Genomic DNA, 17,959 nt, shown 5'->3' with positions numbered 1-17,959 from the left:
AAATAAAATCGCGGCGATTACTCAGGGCCCTTCAGTGACCCTACTGGTAAAAAACATGACTCATATACTGCGGTTGGACCAGAGCCCGGCCAGTATTCTCGGCTCGGCACGCTTAATCGGCCAGCCGGTAGCGCGGGAGGTAACGGACAGCATTATTCAGTGGGTGCAAGCGCAGTCCGGGTAGAATTTTATGATCGCTTTACCTGGCAATAAACCTCAGGTTTGCCCACTCTAAGGTTACCGTCTCAGTTTAGTTCGCATTGTGGTTGATTGCTGCCCGGCCTGGAACCAAAAACGCCGCCACTTTGGCAAAATGGCGGCGTTTTTACGGGTGGGTTTTATAAGCGATTAAAAGGCTACCCGTGCGCCTAGGGCAATGGATTCGCCGTCGCTGGACAGGCCGGTATCCAAGGTGGCGGACACAACGGGGGTTATCCAGTAATTGGCACCGAGGTTGAGTTGAGTGGTGTCACTGTAAACCGTGTGGTGGGCGAGTTCGGCTTTGCCTTCGAGCTTTTGTAAGATCCAACCGCGTGCACCTACGGCGGCCACTAAGCCGGTGTCACTGCTGCCGTAGTCGGGGTCGGTGCGCTCTACGCTCAGGGTGCCGTAAAGGTCCCAGCCGGGGTGTAGAGGCGTGTGATAACCGGCACCGGCGCGCAGGGTGGTGGAGCCACAACCGTTGTCGCCACTGACGTCGGTTACGCTGCCCGTGGCAAACCAGTTGCTGTCAATGGCGTAGTTGCCGTAGGCGCTTAGCCCGTCTTGGTTGCAATCGTAGTCGTCTAAATCTTGCTCGATGTATCTGAGCCCGGCGTGGTTGTAGTTCACCGCCGTTGTACTGTTAGATTGTGCGAAAACCGAGCTGGCGCTAATGACGGAGATAAGGCCGAGTGACAATCCCAGTGCGTTATAGGGTTTAAGCATGAATAAGCTCCTTCGTTGTGTATTATTAAGTTGCTCACTTTATTGCAAAAGCTGATCCAGCCGCGGCAAATGACGCGGAACTTGTGAGCTTGGTCACGTTGCTGCCTGACAGCTGAGCGAATTGAGTGTTTTGTCGGCAGAGCGGGGCTTTGAGACTTGTAGTTTTTACTCGCTATTTTGGTGAAGTCTACAAAAGGCGATGTCTAATGGGTTAACCGCCGACGCTTGATTTGATGACTTGTGGTTTAATGCCATAAGTGTGAGTTGGATGCGGCATCGGGATTTTTTATTTTGAGTGAGCAGGAGCATAGCGTGAATAATACTCAGTACCCTATCGAAGGTTCTTGCCAGTGTGGCCAGGTTCGCTATCAGTTATTGGCCGCTCCCAAAGTGGTGGTGGCTTGCCATTGCAAAGAGTGCCAAAAACTTTCGACCAGTGCCTTTAGCATTACTGCCATGGTCAATGCCGATGACCTTGTGTTTTACGGTGAAATGAAAGATTGGCGTCGTGTGGCCGACAGCGGTAAAACCAGCGCCGCTAAGTTTTGCCCGCAATGTGGCAACCGGTTGTATCACTACGATCCGCAAGAGCCGAATAATATTAAACTCAAACCCAGTAATTTATCGGACACCAGTATTATTCAACCCACTATGCATGTTTGGGTCAGTGAAAAGCAGAACTGGTATGTCATCCCCGATGGAGTGAAGGTGTTTAGTCAACAGCCGTAAGCTTTGCTGTTTAAGTGGGGCTGAGTTTATTCAGGTGACGCCATTTCTGGTTGCCAGGTATGGCCAAAATCATAGCCCTGTTGTCAGCGATTAAGCCGCAAACATCAGAAACTCGCTATACTCGTTAAAGTCCTTATTTTTGAAAGAGCTGTGAATTATGGCCAATGCATCCACGCGGGCAGATTTAGTCCGCCGCCACTTGCCGGAAAATATTGCCCTTCGATTATCGCAGGGGCCAACAGCAAATTATCTGCGCGATTTTGTTTACGGTGCAATCGATGGCTTGGTGACCACGTTTGCTATTGTGGCTGGTGTGGCCGGGGCGGGGTTGTCATCGACGGTGGTGATTATTTTAGGGTTGGCAAATTTACTGGCCGATGGGTTTAGCATGGGCGCCAGTAACTATTTGGGGGTGCGGGCCGATAATCAGCTGAAGTCTAAGACGCGTCAGCAGGAGTTTGAAGAAATTCGCCTGTATCCAGAAGGGGAGGCAGAGGAAGTTCGCCAGATATTCGCTGCCAAAGGGTTTGCCGGTACTCAGCTGGAGGATATTGTCAGTACTATTACCAGTGATCGCACCTTGTGGGTGGACACCATGCTGCAAGATGAACACGGTTTGTCGTTACAAAATCAGGACCCGTTGCGTTCTGGAGCCGCGACCTTTGTCGCCTTTGTTGTGCTGGGGTCACTGCCTTTGCTGCCGTTTTTTATCGGCGCATTTTGGCAGGGTGCTTTTAGCCAGCCGTATTGGTGGAGCAGTGCGCTAACCGGCTTAGGGTTTGTGGTGGTCGGTGCCGCCAAAGGGGGCATAGTCAAAGCCCCTGTGCTCGGGTCTGCTCTGGAGACATTGGCCGTAGGCGGCGGTGCCGCCGCACTGGCTTTTATCGTAGGCCGCTTACTCGGCGGACTCTGATTCGGGTAAGTCTTCCAGTCGAATATCCACCGCCAGTTCATCGGCAATGGCATCGAGTTGGTCGTACAGCTCATCCATATTGACGCCCTTGGGCAGGTGAATAACGCCGGTGGCCTCAAACATCGGCTCGCCCGACCAGGGCATGCTGGAGGTGTCGGTCTCCAGCTCATCCACACTGATGCCGCGACTGGCAAAGGCCTGGGAAACCTCGTAGACAATTCCGCTGCGATCTGGCCCTACCACACTAAAGGCTAAAGCCTTAGGTTTGTCCTCGCCTGGGCTGCTGGCTTTTTCAGCCACAACCCGCAAACCTTGACCGGAGAGGGCGGTTAGCGCGGTTAATAGCGATTCGCAATGTTCCTCGGGCACCGCAACCTGTAGAATACCGGCAAATTGCCCGGCCAGGTGCGACATACGGCTTTCCAGCCAGTTGCCTTGGTTGTCGTGAATGGTTTTGGCGAGCTGTTGCACAACGCCCGGGCGGTCAGCACTGATGACGGTAAGTACGAGAATCTGATTCACGGGTTTTCCTATTATTTTCAGGTTGAGCGGTGGCTTCTGATGCGATCAGGCGCCACCCGATTCTTCCCCTAACGATAACACAGACTCGAATGATTATTCCCTATCAGCAAATACCCGAAGAGACTCTTACAGCGTTACTGGAAGAGTTTGTCACCCGCGAGGGTACGGATTATGGCGAGGTAGAAACGAGCCTGGCCGATAAAGTGGCAGGCCTTCGCCGTCAGCTTAAACATGGCGATATAGCCATTGTGTTCGACCCGGCTATGGAGACGACCTCGCTGGTGCCAGCACGGGATCTGCAAGGGTTTGAAGGTGCCTGATTTTCTGATTGACCGGGCTGTAGCGCCGCGCGCTGTTTTGGTGTTGGCCCACGGTGCAGGAGCGCCGATGGACAGCGATTTTATGCAGCAAGTGGCAGAGGGTTTTTGCCGCGCCGGTATTACGGTGTACCGCTTTGAGTTTCCCTATATGCGCGAGCGCCGTTTGCACGGTACGAAGCGCCCGCCCAACCGCCAACCGGAATTGATCAGCGCCTGGCAGCAAGCACTGATCGAGGTGACGGCGGCGGAAACCTTGCCGGTATTTATCGGGGGTAAGTCGATGGGTGGACGCATGGCGTGTATATTGGCAGGTGTGGAGGCGGTCAGCGCTGTTGTGTGTTTTGGCTATCCGTTTCACCCGCCGGGCAAGCCGGATAAAACGCGCCTGACGCCACTGCAACAGAGCCGATGCCCAGTCTTTATCGCTCAGGGCAGCCGCGACAAACTCGGCAGCGCCGAGGATATCGCCGATTATCAGTTGGGCAATCAGGTGACCCTGCATTGGCTGGAGGATGGCGATCACGATCTTAAGCCGCGGGTGCGCTCTGGCTTCACCCACGATCAACATATTCAAGGTGCCTTGCGTGCCGCCACAGGTTTTATTGATACTTACTTATGAATCATTTATATCTCCACTGTCGTCCGGGCTTTGAAAAAGAGTGCGCCGCTGAAATTACCGAGTTGGCCACCGCAGCCGAAATCTTTGGATACAGTAAAACCAAAGAGGGGCAGGCGCTGGTGACCTATGTCACTCACGAGCAGGACGGCGCGTTACAGTTATTGAATAAGTTGTCGTTTAAGCGTTTGATTTTTGTTCGCCAGTGGTTTGCCGGGCCGGCGCCGGTGAATAACATGGACCCCACCGATCGTTTGTCGCCACTGTTGCAAGCGCTCAAAGATTTGCCGCGCCCCGCCGAGTGGTGGACAGAAACCTGCGACACCAACGATGGTAAAGCTCTGTCTGGTTTGGCTAAAAAGTTTTCAGGGCCCTTCGAGCGAGCGCTGCAAAAAAACCGCTTGTTGGACAAAAAAAGCCCCTGGCGTTTGCATCTGTTGTTTTTAGCCGGTACGACGGCTTTGTTGGGCGTTGCCCCACTTAATAACAGTGCCGCCTGGTCAATGGGCATTGCCCGCCTGCGACAGCCTTCGGCCGCGCCCAGCCGTGCCACCTTAAAACTGGAAGAGGCGTGGCACCATTTCATTCCCGCTGAGCAGTGGGAGGAGCGCTTAGCGGGCAGTATGCGCGGAGTAGATTTAGGTGCGGCCCCCGGCGGTTGGACCTGGCAGCTGGTTAAACGGGGGATGTTTGTCGAGGCGGTGGATAATGGCCCGATGGCGCAATCGCTAATGGATTCGGGTCAGGTTACCCATCATGCGGTGGACGGTTTTGTGTTCGAACCCAAGCGCTCGGTTCATTGGTTGGTGTGTGATATTGCCGATAAGCCGGCGCGAGTGGCGAATATGATCGGTCACTGGGCCGAGAACCTGTGGTTTGAAGAGGCGGTGTTTAATCTTAAGTTGCCTATGAAACAGCGCTACGCCGAGGTGAAAAAGCTGGAGCAGCGCCTGTGGGAGCGATTAAAATCATTGCCCTGCAAAGCAGAGCTTTCTTTTAAACAGCTTTACCATGATCGCGAAGAGGTGACCGGCCACATTCGCTTATACCGTTAGGCCGGTTATTTTTTTAGCAGCGTTATCTTTTCAAAATCAGCCAGCGTTGGACTGAGCTGGTTTAACGTCTCGTGGCGGGCGTCGCTGTAGTACCACTGTTTCCAATCGTGCAAAGAGCGCCACTTAGATAATAAATAACGATGGTTGGTACGCTGAAGATCCTCCAGCGTTTCGCCGTTGATAAAGCCGGGCGCCCGGGTTGCTGCTTCTAATGCTTGTTGTGCAACCACATCGTAGGTGCTTTCCATACCCTCGGCAATGTGTCTTTCGACCAGTACATAAATCATGGCAAACCTTAAACACTGGTATTAATTGTAAAATGTTGTTGTGGCGATTGATGCATTATCAAAACGCTCTTTATTATTGTAACGCATATTGAGCCTTTGCGAATGCTCTTTTGTCCTCGGCTAATAGCAGTAGGCGCCTTAACCGTCAGAGGTTTGTAAAACCAACCACTCGCCAAGCTCAATCCATTGCTGCAAAATATTGTGCAAGCCATGGAGGGATTCGCTCTTGTCATTGGGGGCGGCCAGCCACACATTACCTATATCGGTGAGCGCCGAGATGATCTTGCCGATTGTAACCGCCCCCAAACTGTTTAATAAGCTGGCGGCGGCAATGGACCCTTGCGGCGAGTTTGGTTCGCTGGCGTTCACAGCCTTCAGGCTATTTAATAAATCGCCTAAATGAGCCGATAAGTGGGGTTGGTGCTCACGCAGCAGTACTTGCGTAAGGTGCAGGGTCTGGCTGCGAAAGTGCGGTGATGGCGGTGGTACATCAACGATTGAGTGATACAGCTGCGGCATGAATGCATACTCCGGCACGGCTGTGCGTGCGCTTCATTAAACCGAGAACCCAAGGTCGTCGCGGTGCCACTGACTTGTCAAATAAAACAGTTGCTGCGCGGTGGCGGGAAAGGAAAGGCTGGCACCTAGTGACTGGACTCTTTACACTTTAAGTTTAGGCAAAGAACGCTTAGCGTGCCGAACCATTTATAGATGATATAACGCTATGAATCAGCAAATTGATAATGTTTTAGACACTTGTGGGCTGATGTGCCCGGAACCGGTGATGATGTTGCACCAAGCGGTGCGATCTATGTCGCAAGGGGACGTTATTCAGGTGTTGGCGACCGACCCATCAACGACGCGGGATATTCCCAAGTTTTGTCTTTTTTTGGGGCACGAGTTGATGGCGCAAGATGAAACGGATGGTGTCATGACCTACACCATCCGTTTAGAGAGCTAGCCGACAGAGTTTGTTTACTGGCCTTCTTCTACCAGCATAGAGATAGCAGCCAGTGCCTCGGGGTCTTCCGCTTTAATTTTGTTGGCGATTTGGTGCTGGAAAAAATAGCGGAAATCATCGTGCTTTTGCGCCGCGTAAAGGCATTTATCGCCAGGTAATACCGGGGTATTAATGACCTTGTCGGCATCGGTGAGCATGCCGTAGATATTGCCGTCAAACTGCAGGCGCCAGCTGACCACCTCAACCAGTGTCAGTTGGTGAGTGCCCGCATTGGCCAATACGGCGTGAGTGCCGATGGTGTCGGGTAGTTCTTGCACAACATCGTCTTCGTTTTCGCACTCGAGCTCGTAGTACTCGGCTGAGGTTTCCAGCTCGATGACTTTGTGCATAGGGGCGTCAAAAAAGACCTCGTCGATACCGGCATCATAGTAACCTTCCCACTGGCCGTTGAGTGGGTCACATACTTCCGTGCACGACACAATATCGTTGAGCCAGGGTACTAATCCCACCACTTCGCCGTTGGCGCGTAGGCCCCAAGCAACGACTTTCAGGCTAAACAATTTCTCTGGGTTACTTTCGTTAGAGTAAAGCATTTCCAGCCCATCCAGCTCGGGTGCGAGTCGAATAAAGCGCTGATCGTGAAGCTCACTGAATGATTTGCCTGTGAAAAAGTCCACGACATTCTCACTGTTGTGGCTTTGCTCTGGGGTCTTCATAATACACCTCCCAAGTGAGGCCGATGACGGCACTGACAGTGCTGTCGGGGTTTTTTCGATGATATCGAGATAACCGAAAAAGTGCGCCGCAATTACTCGGCTATCACTATATAAGGTATATGCTTATTGTATTAAGCACAATACTTACTCCTAAAAAATTACGTTCTATTACCTTTGTGCTGTCTGTATAGTTGGCGCGCAAATAAGTTAGCGGGTCAGAGAGAATTGAATACTGCCATTAATGTCGCCCCCCATACCAGTGAACAATTGGTGACGCTGTTTAATCGCTGTTTTGAATCCACCGAAAACACCCGTTTGTTGGGCGGAGCAACCGAGCCTGAGTACCTGCCGGCTACCAGTGAGCGAGGTGCACAAATTCACTTTACTCAAGACTACTTTGCCAGCGCCCTACATGAAATTGCCCACTGGTGTGTAGCGGGTGTCGCGCGACGTGAGCTCCCCGATTACGGCTATTGGTATGCCCCCGATGGCCGCACCCCCGCGCAGCAGGCTGAGTTTGAGCGGGTAGAGGTACAGCCGCAAGCCTTGGAATGGCTGTTTTCGGTGGCAGCGAACTGGCGCTTTCGAGCCAGCGCTGACAATCTCGCTATGGGTCTGGGGCCTTCGGAGCACTTCAAAGACGCGATTTACCAGCGAGCGGTGTCTTTGACGGTCGATACGGTTAACCCGAGGGTTTATCAATTTAGCCGGGCGCTGTTGGCTCGGTTTCAGCCCGGGCAGAGTACGGCATGGCTATTTGCCCCTGAGCGTTTTGCGCGGGAGAGTTTGTGAGCATGGCGCCGGCCACTGCACCGGCACCTGTTTGTCTTATCGACGCGTCAATCTATATTTTCCGCTACTACTTTGCCATGCCCGCCCATTGGTTTAGTGAGCCCGAGGGCCACTCCACCGAGGCCGTTTACGGTTTTGCCGGTTTTCTCGTCCAGTTGTTAACCGAGCATTCGCCCAGCGCCGTGGCGGCGTGTTTTGATGAGAGTTTAGGCAGCGGCTTTCGCCACCGCTTGTCGCCAGATTATAAAAGTTCGCGGGTGTTGCCCGATGAGGCACTGGCTTTTCAGTTAAAGGCCTGCGTCCAGGTGGCGCAGCTGTTAGGGATAACCACCTTTGCCAGTGATGAGTATGAAGCCGATGACCTGCTGGCCAGCTTGTATCGTACTTGCAGCGGCGAGGCTACGCCGGTCGCGATCTTGTCACGGGATAAAGACTTGGCTCAGGTGCTCAAACGAGATCGCGACTACTTGTGGGATTTTAGTGCCGAGAAGCGTTATTATCGCCCCGATATTGCCGTTAAGTTTGGCGTGCAATGTGACCAGTTGGTGGATTATCAAGCCCTGGTGGGCGATGCCATAGACGATATACCCGGCGTGCCCGGCGTGGGCGCTAAAACCGCGGCGGCTCTGTTAAATCAGGGGTACAGTCTGGATGAATTATTGGATAGTCCCGAGCGCATCGCCCAGTTGCCCATTCGCGGCGCTAAGTCTCTTGCACAAAAACTTCCCGATTTGCGCGCGCAAATTGCTCTGTCGCGCCAGTTGGCGCGGTTGGTGAGCGATGTGGAGTTAATTCAATCCAGTAGTCAAATTCGTAGAAAAGAGGTCAATTGCGACCAATTAACCGATTTTTGTCAGAAAATGGGCTGGTCAGCTGGTATGATTCGCCGCCTTGTTTCGCCCTTTACCCCACGCTGAGGATACCGTCCCACTGCCATGAAAATCGTTGTCGATGAGAATATTCCCCTCGCGGGCGCCTTTTTTGAGTCCGCTGCTGAGTTGATTAGCTTGCCCGGACGGGCGTTAACCGCTGCCGATGTCAAAGACGCCGATGCCCTGCTAGTGCGCTCGGTCACTCGGGTGGATGAGGCGTTGCTGCAAGGCTCCAAAGTAAAATTCGTTGGCACCTGTACCATCGGTATGGACCATTTAGATCAGGCTTACCTACAGCGAGCGGGTATTGCCTACACCAATGCTCCGGGCTGTAATGCCAATTCGGTAGTGGAGTATGTCTACGCCGCGCTTAGCCACTTAAATGTTGACTGGCACCAGCGCTCGGTCGGGATTATTGGTTGTGGCAATGTGGGTGGTGCCCTGTACCGATCGCTTAGTTCGCAGGGCGTTGAGTGCCGCTGCTATGACCCATTTCTTACCCGCGAGCAAAACCCGGATTTAACCGATTTAGAAGAGGTGTTGCAGTGCGATATCGTCAGCATGCACACCCCCTTGACCACCACCGGCCAGCACCCGAGCCGCCATATGCTGGACTACACCCAATTGCGTAAGCTGCGCGACGATGTGGTGTTGCTCAATTGCGGCCGCGGCGCGGTGATCGATAACCGCGCGCTGCTGAAATTAATGCAAGAGCGCGACAATCATATTCAGGTGGTGTTGGATGTATGGGAGGGAGAGCCCGAAATCAGCGTCGATCTGCTCAATCGTGTACAACTTGGCTCGCCCCATATAGCCGGCTACAGTTTCGATGGCAAGCTCAAGGGCACTGCGATGATTTATCAGGCTTTTTGTCGCCACTTTGGCTTGACCGAGAAGGTACACCTGGCCGATGTGTTGCCTGTGACGCTCAATAACCGTCTCGCTATGCCAGAGGGGGATGCTTGGCAGGTGATTGGCCAACTGATTGAAAAGGTGTACGCCATTGAAGCCGACGATCGAGCCCTGCGAGAGATGGTGGCCGATGGTACCGAGCCGGTGGCGACGGGCTTTGATCGTTTACGCAAACAGTATCCGGTGCGCCGCGAGTTCAGCAACTATCGGGTTGCTGCCAGCGGCAATCCAGAAATAGATGCGCCCTTGGCGGCGCTTGGTTTTAATCTGGAGTCCTAGCCACTGTGTTAAAACTGGGGATTATTGTGAATCCGTACGCAGGGCTGGGCGGAAGTGTTGCTCTTAAGGGCAGCGACGGCTCCCATACGCGCGATCAAGCCATGCGGCTGGGAGCCCAGCCCCGAGCTCTGGATCGTATGCATCGCGCCTTAGCGCCCCTGCAGGGGGCTGCTGTCGAGCTGTATGGCTACGCCGGTGATATGGGGCAGGCAGCGGTGAGCGAGTTAACTCTGCCATTTCATGTCATAGGCGCGGCGGCCACAAATCCGAGTGGCGATGCCGACACTCGCCAACTGGCCGTTGCGTTACAAGCGCAGGGGGTGGATTTAATTGTCTTTGCCGGTGGCGACGGCACGGCTCGGATTGTGGCCGATGCAATTGGCACCCGTGTGCCGGTGATGGGTGTGCCCGCCGGAGTCAAAATTCACTCCGGGGTTTACGCTATAACACCTGAGGCGGCCGGTCGCGTACTGCTGAACCTAGCGCAGGGGCATTGGGCTCCCTTAGTGGATGCCGAAGTGCGCGATATTGATGAGGCGGCCTTTCGCCAGGGGCGGGTGCGTGCCCGCCATTACGCTGATATGCGGGTGCCGCTGGAGGATGATGCGATTCAGCAAGTGAAAAACGCCGGAGCCGCAGTAGACGAGCTGGCCCAGCTGGATGTGGCGGCTGAGGTGGTAGAGCGTATGGATGACGATACACTGTATTTGCTCGGCCCGGGTTCCACCACGCGCGCGGTGATGAGCGAGCTGGGTCTGGAGGCCACGCTTTTGGGGGTGGATATTGTTCACAGTGGCCAATGTATTGTGGCCGATGCCACCGAGCGCGACATTCTCAACGCTATGGCCTCGCACTCAGGGCCCACGGTTATGATAGTCACCGCGATTGGTGGCCAAGGGCATATTTTAGGCCGGGGCAATCAGCAGTTCTCGCCTCAGATCGTACGCCAAGTTGCCCGTCAGAATTTGTGGGTTATCGCCACGACAGAAAAATTGAAAACATTGGCAGGGCGGCCTTTGTGGGTGGATACCAACGACCCACAATTGGACATGCAGCTGGTGGGGCTGATGCCGGTTATTTGTGGCTATCATCAGGAAGTCTTGTACCCGGTTGGAGGTGAACATGTTGCTGGATAAACCGCGCCTGCAGGCTCTGCTGGATGCGGCCGCCGTCAGTGCCGCTCAAGGGCTGGACAGCCGTCGCCTGTTTCACGGCCGCGGCCAGTGCTACCCAGGGCGTGAGCATATTGTGGTGGATTTTTTTCAGCCGGTTTGTGTGATTATATTTTTTGCCGAGCCCGCTAATGGGGAGTTGCAACAACTGCTCAATGAGCTGACTCCCCTTATGCCCACCCCTGTGGATACTATTGTGGTGCAGCGCCGTTACCTTGAAGGCAGTCCGAGCGAAGTGCTGCGGGGGCAGATTCCCGATGTTTGGTGCGCCCAACGCGGCGAGCTGCGCTTTAGTTTGTCCCTCGACCGCCAGCAAAACCTTGGCTACTTTCTCGATATGGAGCCCGGTCGGGTGTGGCTGGAGTCGATTTGCGCGGGCAAAAAAGTGCTCAATTTATTTGCCTATACCTGTGCGTTTTCGGTGGTGGCGGTTGCCGCCAAAGCGGAGCAAGTGGTGAATGTGGATATGAGCAAAGCGGCTTTAGCGCGCGGCAGGCACAACCACCAAATCAATGACTTGGATAAACGCAACAGCGGCTTTTTGCCTGAGCAAATATTAAAATCCTGGAGTCGGGTTAAAAAGCCGGGCCCTTATGACATTGTGATTCTCGACCCGCCCAGCTTCCAAAAGGGCAGTTTTGTCGCCAGTCGCGATTACGCAAAACTGATTAAGCGCTTGCCTGAATTAATGCCCGCGGGGGGCGAGGTGTTGGCCTGTCTCAATGCACCTGAGTTGCCAGTGAATTTTTTGAGCGACTTATTCGCTCAATATTGCCCCGGGGCCAAGTTAATCGAGCGTTTGCCGGCCAGTAAAGATTTTCCCGATCGCCACCCGGACCGTCAACTGAAACTGACCCACTGGCGAGTAGAGGCGGCTTAACTCACCCTCTGGCAGTAGGTTGCTAGCGGGTGAGTAGGATTTGCATGATGGTGTCAATCGCGCTGGATGACTTCCCCTTGAGCGCTGCGCGCATTAAATCGATGGCGGGGGCAAAGTCACCGACTATGTCACCGGTGGCAGCCACAGGCTCTAGTTGCCCATTGATGTGAGTAGCATGGCTCGACAGCTGAGAGCGGCAGCTGATTAATCCACTGAGCAACGTAAACCCTTTGTGGGTCAGTGTGGCTTGGTCCACGGCCTCTTGCCGAATAGTATCGTCGTAGCGGATGTAATCTTCGTCAGCCAGCCAAAGCAGGGTGGCTAGGCACGCCATATGGCGCGGGCTATGTAGGCCGAACTCATCGGGGGAGTCCGGCCCGGCAATATCCTCAATAAAGACAGTTATTTTACGCGGGAAGTTGGAGTACAGCAGATTCAATGCGCGAGCGGCGTCTTTATGAAAGTCGCTGATGTGAATGTCGCCCATAAAATCCTCTATTGCGTGTAGCGTTCCAAAAAGTGGCCCAGCCGATCAATGGCACGGGTAAGCTCGTCTTCGCGGGGCAAAAAGACAATGCGCATGTGATCGCGATTGGGCCAGTTAAAGGCGGTGCCCTGTACCAGCAGAATTTTTTCCTGAATCAGGAAGTCCAGCACCATTTGCTGGTCATCCATAATTTTGTGGCGGTTTAAATCAATTTTAGGGAACAGATACATTGCCCCTTTGGGTTTAACGCAGCTGACGCCGGGTAGCTCGGCCAGTGCTGCCATTGCCGCATCGCGCTGATCGCGCAGGCGCCCACCAGGCATAATCAGTTCATTGACGCTCTGATAGCCACCGAGTGCGGTTTGCACAGCGTACATGGCCGGTACATTGGCGCACAGGCGCATTGAGGCGAGCATCTCAATACCCTGCACATATTCTTTGGCTTTGTGCTTGGCGCCACTGATCACCATCCAGCCCGAGCGAAAGCCTGCTAGCCGGTAGGATTTTGATAACCCGTTAAAGCTGATGCACAAGGTGTCGTGCACTAATCGCCCCAGCGGCACAAACTCGGCGTCGTCGTAGAGGATTTTGCTGTAGATTTCATCGGCAAAAATAATCAGGCCTTTTTCTTCGGCCAACCGCACCAACTGTTCCAGCACTTCTTGGCTGTAAACCGCCCCGGTGGGGTTGTTGGGATTGATCAGTACTATGCCGCGAGTTTTATCGGTGATCTTTTGTTTAATGTCTTCAATGTCGGGAAACCAGTCCGATTGCTCGTCGCACAGGTAATGTACGGCTTTGCCCCCAGCCAAATTCACCGCAGCGGTCCATAGCGGGTAATCGGGGGCAGGGATTAGCATTTCGTCGTTATTGTTGAGTAAAGCCTGCATGGACATGACGATTAATTCACTGACGCCGTTGCCGAGGAAAATATCGTCAATTTCGACGTCGGGCACACGCAAACGCTGGCACTCTTGCATAATGGCTTTGCGCGCTGCAAATAAACCGCGCGAGGCGACATAGCCCTCGGCGTTAGGCAGGTTGTAAATCACATCCTGAATAATTTCATCCGGGGCGGAAAATCCGAAAGTGGCTGGGTTGCCGATATTAAGCTTTAGAATTCGGTGCCCTTCTTCCTCGAGCCGGTAGGCGTGCTCGAGTACCGGGCCGCGTATGTCGTAGCAAACCCCGTTTAGCTTTTCGGATTTTTTAATCGTTTCCATTTACAGTAAACTGCCTTTAAGTCGAATCTGTCTGTTGGGTTTAATACCTAGAGTGCTATGGTTAAACCACACAAGTAGTCAATCATCCGGTTTGCTGGCCCAATGTGTCAAGGAGTTGTTGATGTCGCAAAACAAAAAATTCAGTGATGCTTATTTTCGCGATCGTTTAACCCCCGATCAATACACAGTTTGTCGGGAAAAAGGCACAGAAAGGCCGTTTTCTGGCCAGTACTGGGATGTTTTTCGCGACGGCACTTATCACTGTCGAGGCTGTGGTGAGCCACTGTTTAAATCGGACGCAAAGTTTGATGCCGGCTGTGGTTGGCCCAGTTTTTTTGCCCCTGCAACCGATGGGGTGATACGCGAAGAATTTGATGCAAGTCACGGTATGCGTCGCACCGAGGTTTTATGTGAACGCTGCGGTTGTCACTTAGGGCATGTCTTTGCCGATGGCCCAGAGCCTACAGGTATGCGCTACTGTATTAACTCAGCTTCGATTGAGCTGGATGAAAAAAGCGATTAATCGTAAATTTGTTTTTTCTTCCAGCTGTCGTCGTCCTCCAGCTTGTCCCAGGATTTTTCTACCTCTTCTGGCGCAGACTTTTTAGTAGGGTTCTGCGCGGTGTATTCCTGTTCGTATTTTTCGATAATAGCGCTTAGCTGGGCAATCTGTTTTTGGTAGCCCTGCTTGGCGTTTTCTTTGAGCAAGAGCTTGCGGGCCAGCGTGTAGTGATGAATGGTCAAGCGCAGCTTGCCCTCGGCCTGGGCTTTTTTGGCCTGCTGAATGTACGTATCGACGGACGATTGCAGAAGCAGACGCCGCAAGTGCAGCATTAAATTTTTGGCGCTGGCTTGGGTTAAACTGCCAGATTGGGCTTGGTTGGTGATGTACTGACCAAGTTCGCGCAGTAGGGCGTTCGCAGATTCGGTTTTCTCTGTGGGAATTTTAACTTTACCGCCTTGGACGGGCAGTGTTTCTAGCTGTTTGCTGTAAACCTGAAATTCGTCACTATGGCCATCGTTCGGGGCCAATTTGGCCAGTTGTTCGCAGGTGTTGAGTAGCACCCGATAGACGTATTGAGCTAATTCGGTGGGTAGGTAACCGGGGGGGAGCTCTGCGACAATTATTTTAAAAAGCTGCTGGCGTTGCTTCAGGGCTTTTAAAATACGCGCCTGCTGTTTTTTCTTTTTAGCGATATGCTGGGTAATGAACACATAGCACACCAAGGCTGTCGCCAAAATGATGAGTGCGGCAATGGCCAGTACAGATGTCATAAACGCCTCTGTGTAAACCCTCAGGCATGGACCGGAAGGGGGGAGATAAACTCATTAGTTCTCAACAGATTATAGCATTTTGGCCTATAAAGCAGCATTGTTCGGGCTGATGGTGAAATATTAGCCTGCCGACTTTCTAAATTGACGACTTTCAGAGCAGATTGGTGAAACCTTATTCAGTTTGCTTGCTGTAATTGCTGCCCGCTGTAAGTTGTTGTTTCGCCCCATAAAAAAAACACACAACAAAGTGTTGACAGGTGCCCAAGGCGTGCTTAGAATGCGCCCCTCTTTTGAGAGACACGGTCCCCTTCGTCTAGAGGCCTAGGACACCGCCCTTTCACGGCGGTAACAGGGGTTCGACTCCCCTAGGGGACGCCAAGCGGAAATAGCTCAGTTGGTAGAGCACAACCTTGCCAAGGTTGGGGTCGGGAGTTCGAGCCTCCTTTTCCGCTCCATTTCCCCCTTTTTTATGGGGAAGGATTGTGTCAATTTAAAGAGAAGTCCTGTGTCCCCTTCGTCTAGAGGCCTAGGACACCGCCCTTTCACGGCGGTAACAGGGGTTCGACTCCCCTAGGGGACGCCATGCGGAAATAGCTCAGTTGGTAGAGCACAACCTTGCCAAGGTTGGGGTCGGGAGTTCGAGCCTCCTTTTCCGCTCCAAATTTAAAGGGTCAGCGCTAGCGCTGGCCCTTTTTTGGTTTTACTGCGTTATTTTTTTGCTTTGTGGTGGACCTGTACCATCGAGCCCACCTTAAGCTGTTCAGCATTCAGCATTCAGCATTCAGCATTCAGCATTCAGCATTCAGCATTCAGCTGATATACTCCACAGCCTAGCCATACACTCTAGTGTAGTCCCAGTATGCGCGCCCGTTCTTTGGAGTAATCAAAGGCTTCGCCTGCGCTTACGGCTTGATGAAATTGCTCATCTAACCGCTGGAACTTTTCAATTTCTTCATCGGGCATATAATGCAGGCAGTCGCCGCCAAAGTGCCAGAGTAAGTCTCGCGGTAAGAGCGGTGTTAGGTGTGCGAAGCTGGCAATGGTTTGTGTTAGTAAGCGTTGGCCTTGCTCAGAGTACTCGATACCCTGCAGCGAGGGTAAACTCTCCAATTGGCTTAAATACTCCAATGCTTGCTCATCGGCCTGATCGTTTACGAATGGCGGTTGCTGCTGGGTGGCGTGTATAAATTGCGTCAGTAGGTTGCGATGAAAATCGCGATAGGCGGTTTCGGCGTCGGATCCCGACATGGTTCTGTCTCCACAAAAAAACGATGTACTGAGCCACTCAGGTGGCAAATATTAGAGGCCATTATGACAGCTGCGCTCTCGATTAAAAATCTCCATAAAGTGTACGACAATAAGTTTGAAGCGCTGAAAGGCATTTCATTGGAAGTTCAGCCCGGCGATTTTTACGCGGTGCTTGGTCCCAACGGGGCAGGCAAGTCGACTACCATCGGCATTATCAGCTCTCTAGTGCGTAAAACTTCGGGCGAAATTAAAGTCTTTGAGCACGATATTGATAAAGACTTCTCGGCGGCTAAGCAAGAGCTGGGTATCGTGCCGCAAGAATTTAATTTCAGCCAGTTTGAAAAAGTGCGCGATATTGTTCTGCAGCAAGCGGGCTATTATGGCCTGCCGCGCGCTCAGGCGGCTGAACAAGCCGATAAGTACTTAAAGCGGCTGGGGCTTTGGGATAAGCGCGATACGCCAGCACGTATGCTTTCAGGCGGCATGAAGCGCCGTTTAATGATTGCTCGCGCGCTGGTACACGAGCCGCGTATTTTGATTTTGGACGAGCCTACCGCTGGGGTGGATATTGAGTTGCGCCGCTCAATGTGGGAGTTTCTACAAGACATTAATGCCCAAGGCACCACCATTATTCTCACCACCCACTACCTAGAAGAAGCCGAGAGTTTGTGCCGCAATGTGGCCATTATTGACCGCGGTGAAATTGTGCAAAACACCAGTATGCGCGAGCTGCTGACACGTTTAAACCAAGAGGTGTTTGTGTTTGATGTGGCGGGTGCTTTATCTGTCGCGCCCAGCTTAGCGGGGCATAAGGTCGCGTTGGTGGATGAACACAGTTTTGAGGTAGAGGTGGAAAAGGGCCAATGCCTCAATCAGTTGTTTGCCCAGCTGACTGAGCAAAAAATAGAAGTGGTCAGTATGCGCAATAAGGCCAATCGGCTGGAAGAGTTGTTTGTGTCACTGGTGGGTAAGCCATTGGCTGGGGAGGAAAAACCGTGAATATCAATGGTCAGTGGGTCGCGCTCTCAACCTTGGTGCGCAAAGAGGTGCGGCGATTTACCCGTATTTGGGTGCAAACGTTGTTGCCGCCGGTTATCACCATGTCTTTGTACTTTGTAATATTCGGCAAATTGATCGGTTCTCGGGTCGGTACTATGGACGGTATTAGCTATATGCAATTTGTAGTGCCGGGGCTGATTATGATGGCGGTGCTGACCAACTCGTATTCCAATGTTGTGTCTTCGTTTTTCAGTGCAAAATTTCAGCGCTCGATTGAAGAGCTGTTGGTATCGCCAACACCCAACGTCATTATTCTGCTCGGATACTGTACCGGCGGCATGGTGCGCGGGCTATTGGTGGGCGCTCTGGTGACAGGGGTGGCGTTATTTTTTACCGAGATTCAGGTGCATAGCTGGCCGCTGACGGTGACCATTATTTTGTTAACCTCGCTATTCTTTTCACTGGCGGGGTTTCTCAATGCCGTATTTGCCAATACCTTTGATGATATCTCCATTGTGCCCACCTTTATTCTCACCCCGTTGACTTACCTCGGGGGGGTATTTTATTCGGTTAGCGTGCTGCCCGATTTTTGGCGTTACGCCTCACAGCTAAATCCTATTTTGCATATGGTTGAAGCCTTTCGTTATGGGTTGCTAGGGGTAGGGGGGGAGCATGTTTATTGGGCCTTTGCGGGTTTGATTGTGTGCACCGCTATATTGTTTTTTATTGGTTTATATTTGCTTAAAAATGGCAAGCGGCTGCGAGCTTAGGGGT

Annotated in this window: 24 protein-coding genes and 4 tRNA genes; 19 read left to right on the top strand and 9 right to left on the bottom strand. The window is 52.7% G+C overall.

The annotated features are described in order from the left end of the window. Positions 1-55: 55 nt before the first annotated feature. A complete protein-coding gene (locus tag Q4563_RS08965) occupies positions 56-184 on the top strand; it encodes a hypothetical protein (RefSeq protein ID WP_303604302.1) in 129 nt (42 codons plus the stop codon). Between the two features lie 164 nt (positions 185-348). Here the strand turns inward: Q4563_RS08965 and Q4563_RS08960 are convergent, their stop codons facing one another. Continuing rightward, positions 349-927, bottom strand: coding sequence for an outer membrane beta-barrel protein (locus Q4563_RS08960; RefSeq protein ID WP_303604301.1), 579 nt, complete (start codon positions 925-927; stop codon positions 349-351). Positions 928-1,239: 312 nt separating this feature from the next. Here Q4563_RS08960 and Q4563_RS08955 point away from each other — a divergent pair, with 312 nt between their 5' ends. Then, complete coding sequence (locus Q4563_RS08955) at positions 1,240-1,656, top strand: GFA family protein (RefSeq protein WP_303604300.1); 417 nt, start codon at positions 1,240-1,242, stop codon at positions 1,654-1,656. A 157-nt stretch (positions 1,657-1,813) separates the two neighbouring features. Further along, positions 1,814-2,569: a VIT1/CCC1 transporter family protein gene (locus Q4563_RS08950; protein ID WP_303604299.1), complete on the top strand. Its 756-nt coding sequence runs from the start codon at positions 1,814-1,816 to the stop codon at positions 2,567-2,569. On the opposite strand, the gene Q4563_RS08945 is transcribed toward Q4563_RS08950, so the two are convergent. Beyond that, positions 2,552-3,091, bottom strand: coding sequence for a glycine cleavage system protein R (locus tag Q4563_RS08945; RefSeq protein WP_215977133.1), 540 nt, complete (start codon positions 3,089-3,091; stop codon positions 2,552-2,554). The genes Q4563_RS08950 and Q4563_RS08945 overlap by 18 nt on opposite strands. 89 nt (positions 3,092-3,180) lie before the next feature. Here Q4563_RS08945 and Q4563_RS08940 point away from each other — a divergent pair, with 89 nt between their 5' ends. The 3 genes from Q4563_RS08940 to rlmM are packed head-to-tail and all read left to right on the top strand — an operon-like array spanning position 3,181 to position 5,082. Beyond that, positions 3,181-3,411, top strand: a complete 231-nt coding sequence (locus Q4563_RS08940; RefSeq protein WP_215977134.1) for a YheU family protein — start codon at positions 3,181-3,183, stop codon at positions 3,409-3,411. Then, on the top strand, positions 3,404-4,030 hold the full coding sequence (locus tag Q4563_RS08935) for an alpha/beta family hydrolase (protein ID WP_303604298.1): 627 nt from the start codon (positions 3,404-3,406) through the stop codon (positions 4,028-4,030). Before Q4563_RS08940 ends, Q4563_RS08935 begins: the two co-directional genes overlap by 8 nt. Next, positions 4,027-5,082 (top strand): 23S rRNA (cytidine(2498)-2'-O)-methyltransferase RlmM, encoded by a 1,056-nt coding sequence (gene rlmM, locus Q4563_RS08930; protein ID WP_215977136.1) that lies wholly within the window; start codon positions 4,027-4,029, stop codon positions 5,080-5,082. Before Q4563_RS08935 ends, rlmM begins: the two co-directional genes overlap by 4 nt. A gap of 5 nt (positions 5,083-5,087) precedes the next feature. Here the strand turns inward: rlmM and Q4563_RS08925 are convergent, their stop codons facing one another. Continuing rightward, positions 5,088-5,369, bottom strand: coding sequence for an antibiotic biosynthesis monooxygenase family protein (locus Q4563_RS08925; RefSeq protein ID WP_215977137.1), 282 nt, complete (start codon positions 5,367-5,369; stop codon positions 5,088-5,090). Positions 5,370-5,507: 138 nt separating this feature from the next. Then, the gene (locus tag Q4563_RS08920; protein ID WP_215977138.1) at positions 5,508-5,888 is read right to left on the bottom strand and encodes a hypothetical protein; all 381 of its coding nucleotides are present in this window, start codon (positions 5,886-5,888) and stop codon (positions 5,508-5,510) included. Between the two features lie 205 nt (positions 5,889-6,093). On the opposite strand from Q4563_RS08920, the gene tusA reads away from it, so the two are divergent. Next, entirely contained in the window at positions 6,094-6,330 is a 237-nt protein-coding gene (gene tusA, locus Q4563_RS08915) for a sulfurtransferase TusA (protein WP_215977139.1), read from the top strand. Positions 6,331-6,344: 14 nt separating this feature from the next. Here tusA and Q4563_RS08910 read toward each other — a convergent pair whose 3' ends face one another. After that, positions 6,345-7,046 (bottom strand): hypothetical protein, encoded by a 702-nt coding sequence (locus Q4563_RS08910; RefSeq protein WP_215977140.1) that lies wholly within the window; start codon positions 7,044-7,046, stop codon positions 6,345-6,347. 225 nt (positions 7,047-7,271) lie between these two features. Between Q4563_RS08910 and Q4563_RS08905 the strand changes: the two genes are divergently transcribed. The 5 genes from Q4563_RS08905 to Q4563_RS08885 are packed head-to-tail and all read left to right on the top strand — an operon-like array spanning position 7,272 to position 11,953. After that, a complete protein-coding gene (locus Q4563_RS08905; RefSeq protein WP_303604297.1) occupies positions 7,272-7,838 on the top strand; it encodes an elongation factor P hydroxylase in 567 nt (188 codons plus the stop codon). 2 nt (positions 7,839-7,840) lie between these two features. Further along, positions 7,841-8,755, top strand: a complete 915-nt coding sequence (locus Q4563_RS08900; protein WP_303604371.1) for a 5'-3' exonuclease — start codon at positions 7,841-7,843, stop codon at positions 8,753-8,755. An 18-nt stretch (positions 8,756-8,773) separates the two neighbouring features. Next, a complete protein-coding gene (locus Q4563_RS08895) occupies positions 8,774-9,901 on the top strand; it encodes a 4-phosphoerythronate dehydrogenase (RefSeq protein ID WP_303604296.1) in 1,128 nt (375 codons plus the stop codon). 26 nt (positions 9,902-9,927) lie between these two features. Continuing rightward, positions 9,928-11,037 (top strand): ATP-NAD kinase family protein, encoded by a 1,110-nt coding sequence (locus tag Q4563_RS08890; protein ID WP_303604295.1) that lies wholly within the window; start codon positions 9,928-9,930, stop codon positions 11,035-11,037. Next, positions 11,024-11,953, top strand: coding sequence for a class I SAM-dependent methyltransferase (locus tag Q4563_RS08885; protein ID WP_303604294.1), 930 nt, complete (start codon positions 11,024-11,026; stop codon positions 11,951-11,953). Before Q4563_RS08890 ends, Q4563_RS08885 begins: the two co-directional genes overlap by 14 nt. Positions 11,954-11,975: 22 nt before the next feature. Here Q4563_RS08885 and Q4563_RS08880 read toward each other — a convergent pair whose 3' ends face one another. Continuing rightward, complete coding sequence (locus tag Q4563_RS08880) at positions 11,976-12,440, bottom strand: hypothetical protein (RefSeq protein ID WP_215977145.1); 465 nt, start codon at positions 12,438-12,440, stop codon at positions 11,976-11,978. A gap of 8 nt (positions 12,441-12,448) precedes the next feature. After that, positions 12,449-13,663 carry a pyridoxal phosphate-dependent aminotransferase gene (locus Q4563_RS08875; protein WP_215977146.1) on the bottom strand — a complete coding sequence of 405 codons (1,215 nt, stop codon included), beginning with the start codon at positions 13,661-13,663 and terminating at the stop codon, positions 12,449-12,451. 121 nt (positions 13,664-13,784) lie between these two features. Between Q4563_RS08875 and msrB the strand changes: the two genes are divergently transcribed. Continuing rightward, positions 13,785-14,186, top strand: coding sequence for a peptide-methionine (R)-S-oxide reductase MsrB (gene msrB / locus Q4563_RS08870; RefSeq protein WP_215977147.1), 402 nt, complete (start codon positions 13,785-13,787; stop codon positions 14,184-14,186). On the opposite strand, the gene Q4563_RS08865 is transcribed toward msrB, so the two are convergent. Further along, a complete protein-coding gene (locus tag Q4563_RS08865; RefSeq protein ID WP_303604293.1) occupies positions 14,183-14,938 on the bottom strand; it encodes a hypothetical protein in 756 nt (251 codons plus the stop codon). The genes msrB and Q4563_RS08865 overlap by 4 nt on opposite strands. A gap of 302 nt (positions 14,939-15,240) precedes the next feature. Between Q4563_RS08865 and Q4563_RS08860 the strand changes: the two genes are divergently transcribed. From Q4563_RS08860 to Q4563_RS08845, 4 genes are all read left to right on the top strand, one after another. Further along, a tRNA-Glu gene (locus Q4563_RS08860) sits at positions 15,241-15,316 on the top strand. Between the two features lies 1 nt (position 15,317). Continuing rightward, positions 15,318-15,393, top strand: a tRNA-Gly gene (locus tag Q4563_RS08855). Between the two features lie 52 nt (positions 15,394-15,445). After that, positions 15,446-15,521 (top strand) — tRNA-Glu (locus Q4563_RS08850). A 1-nt stretch (position 15,522) separates the two neighbouring features. Next, a tRNA-Gly gene (locus Q4563_RS08845) sits at positions 15,523-15,598 on the top strand. A gap of 183 nt (positions 15,599-15,781) precedes the next feature. Here the strand turns inward: Q4563_RS08845 and Q4563_RS08840 are convergent. Next, positions 15,782-16,186: a PA2817 family protein gene (locus Q4563_RS08840; RefSeq protein ID WP_303604292.1), complete on the bottom strand. Its 405-nt coding sequence runs from the start codon at positions 16,184-16,186 to the stop codon at positions 15,782-15,784. A gap of 63 nt (positions 16,187-16,249) precedes the next feature. Between Q4563_RS08840 and Q4563_RS08835 the strand changes: the two genes are divergently transcribed. Together Q4563_RS08835 and Q4563_RS08830 are read left to right on the top strand one after the other, a co-directional pair. Next, entirely contained in the window at positions 16,250-17,185 is a 936-nt protein-coding gene (locus Q4563_RS08835) for an ABC transporter ATP-binding protein (RefSeq protein WP_215977150.1), read from the top strand. Next, positions 17,182-17,955 carry an ABC transporter permease gene (locus Q4563_RS08830; RefSeq protein ID WP_215977151.1) on the top strand — a complete coding sequence of 258 codons (774 nt, stop codon included), beginning with the start codon at positions 17,182-17,184 and terminating at the stop codon, positions 17,953-17,955. Before Q4563_RS08835 ends, Q4563_RS08830 begins: the two co-directional genes overlap by 4 nt. Positions 17,956-17,959 lie beyond the last annotated feature (4 nt).

The sequence above is a fragment of the Gilvimarinus sp. 1_MG-2023 genome (genome assembly GCF_030548285.1).
Note: the sequence above shows the minus strand (reverse complement) of the source record. Positions and strands in the feature narration are given on the sequence as shown.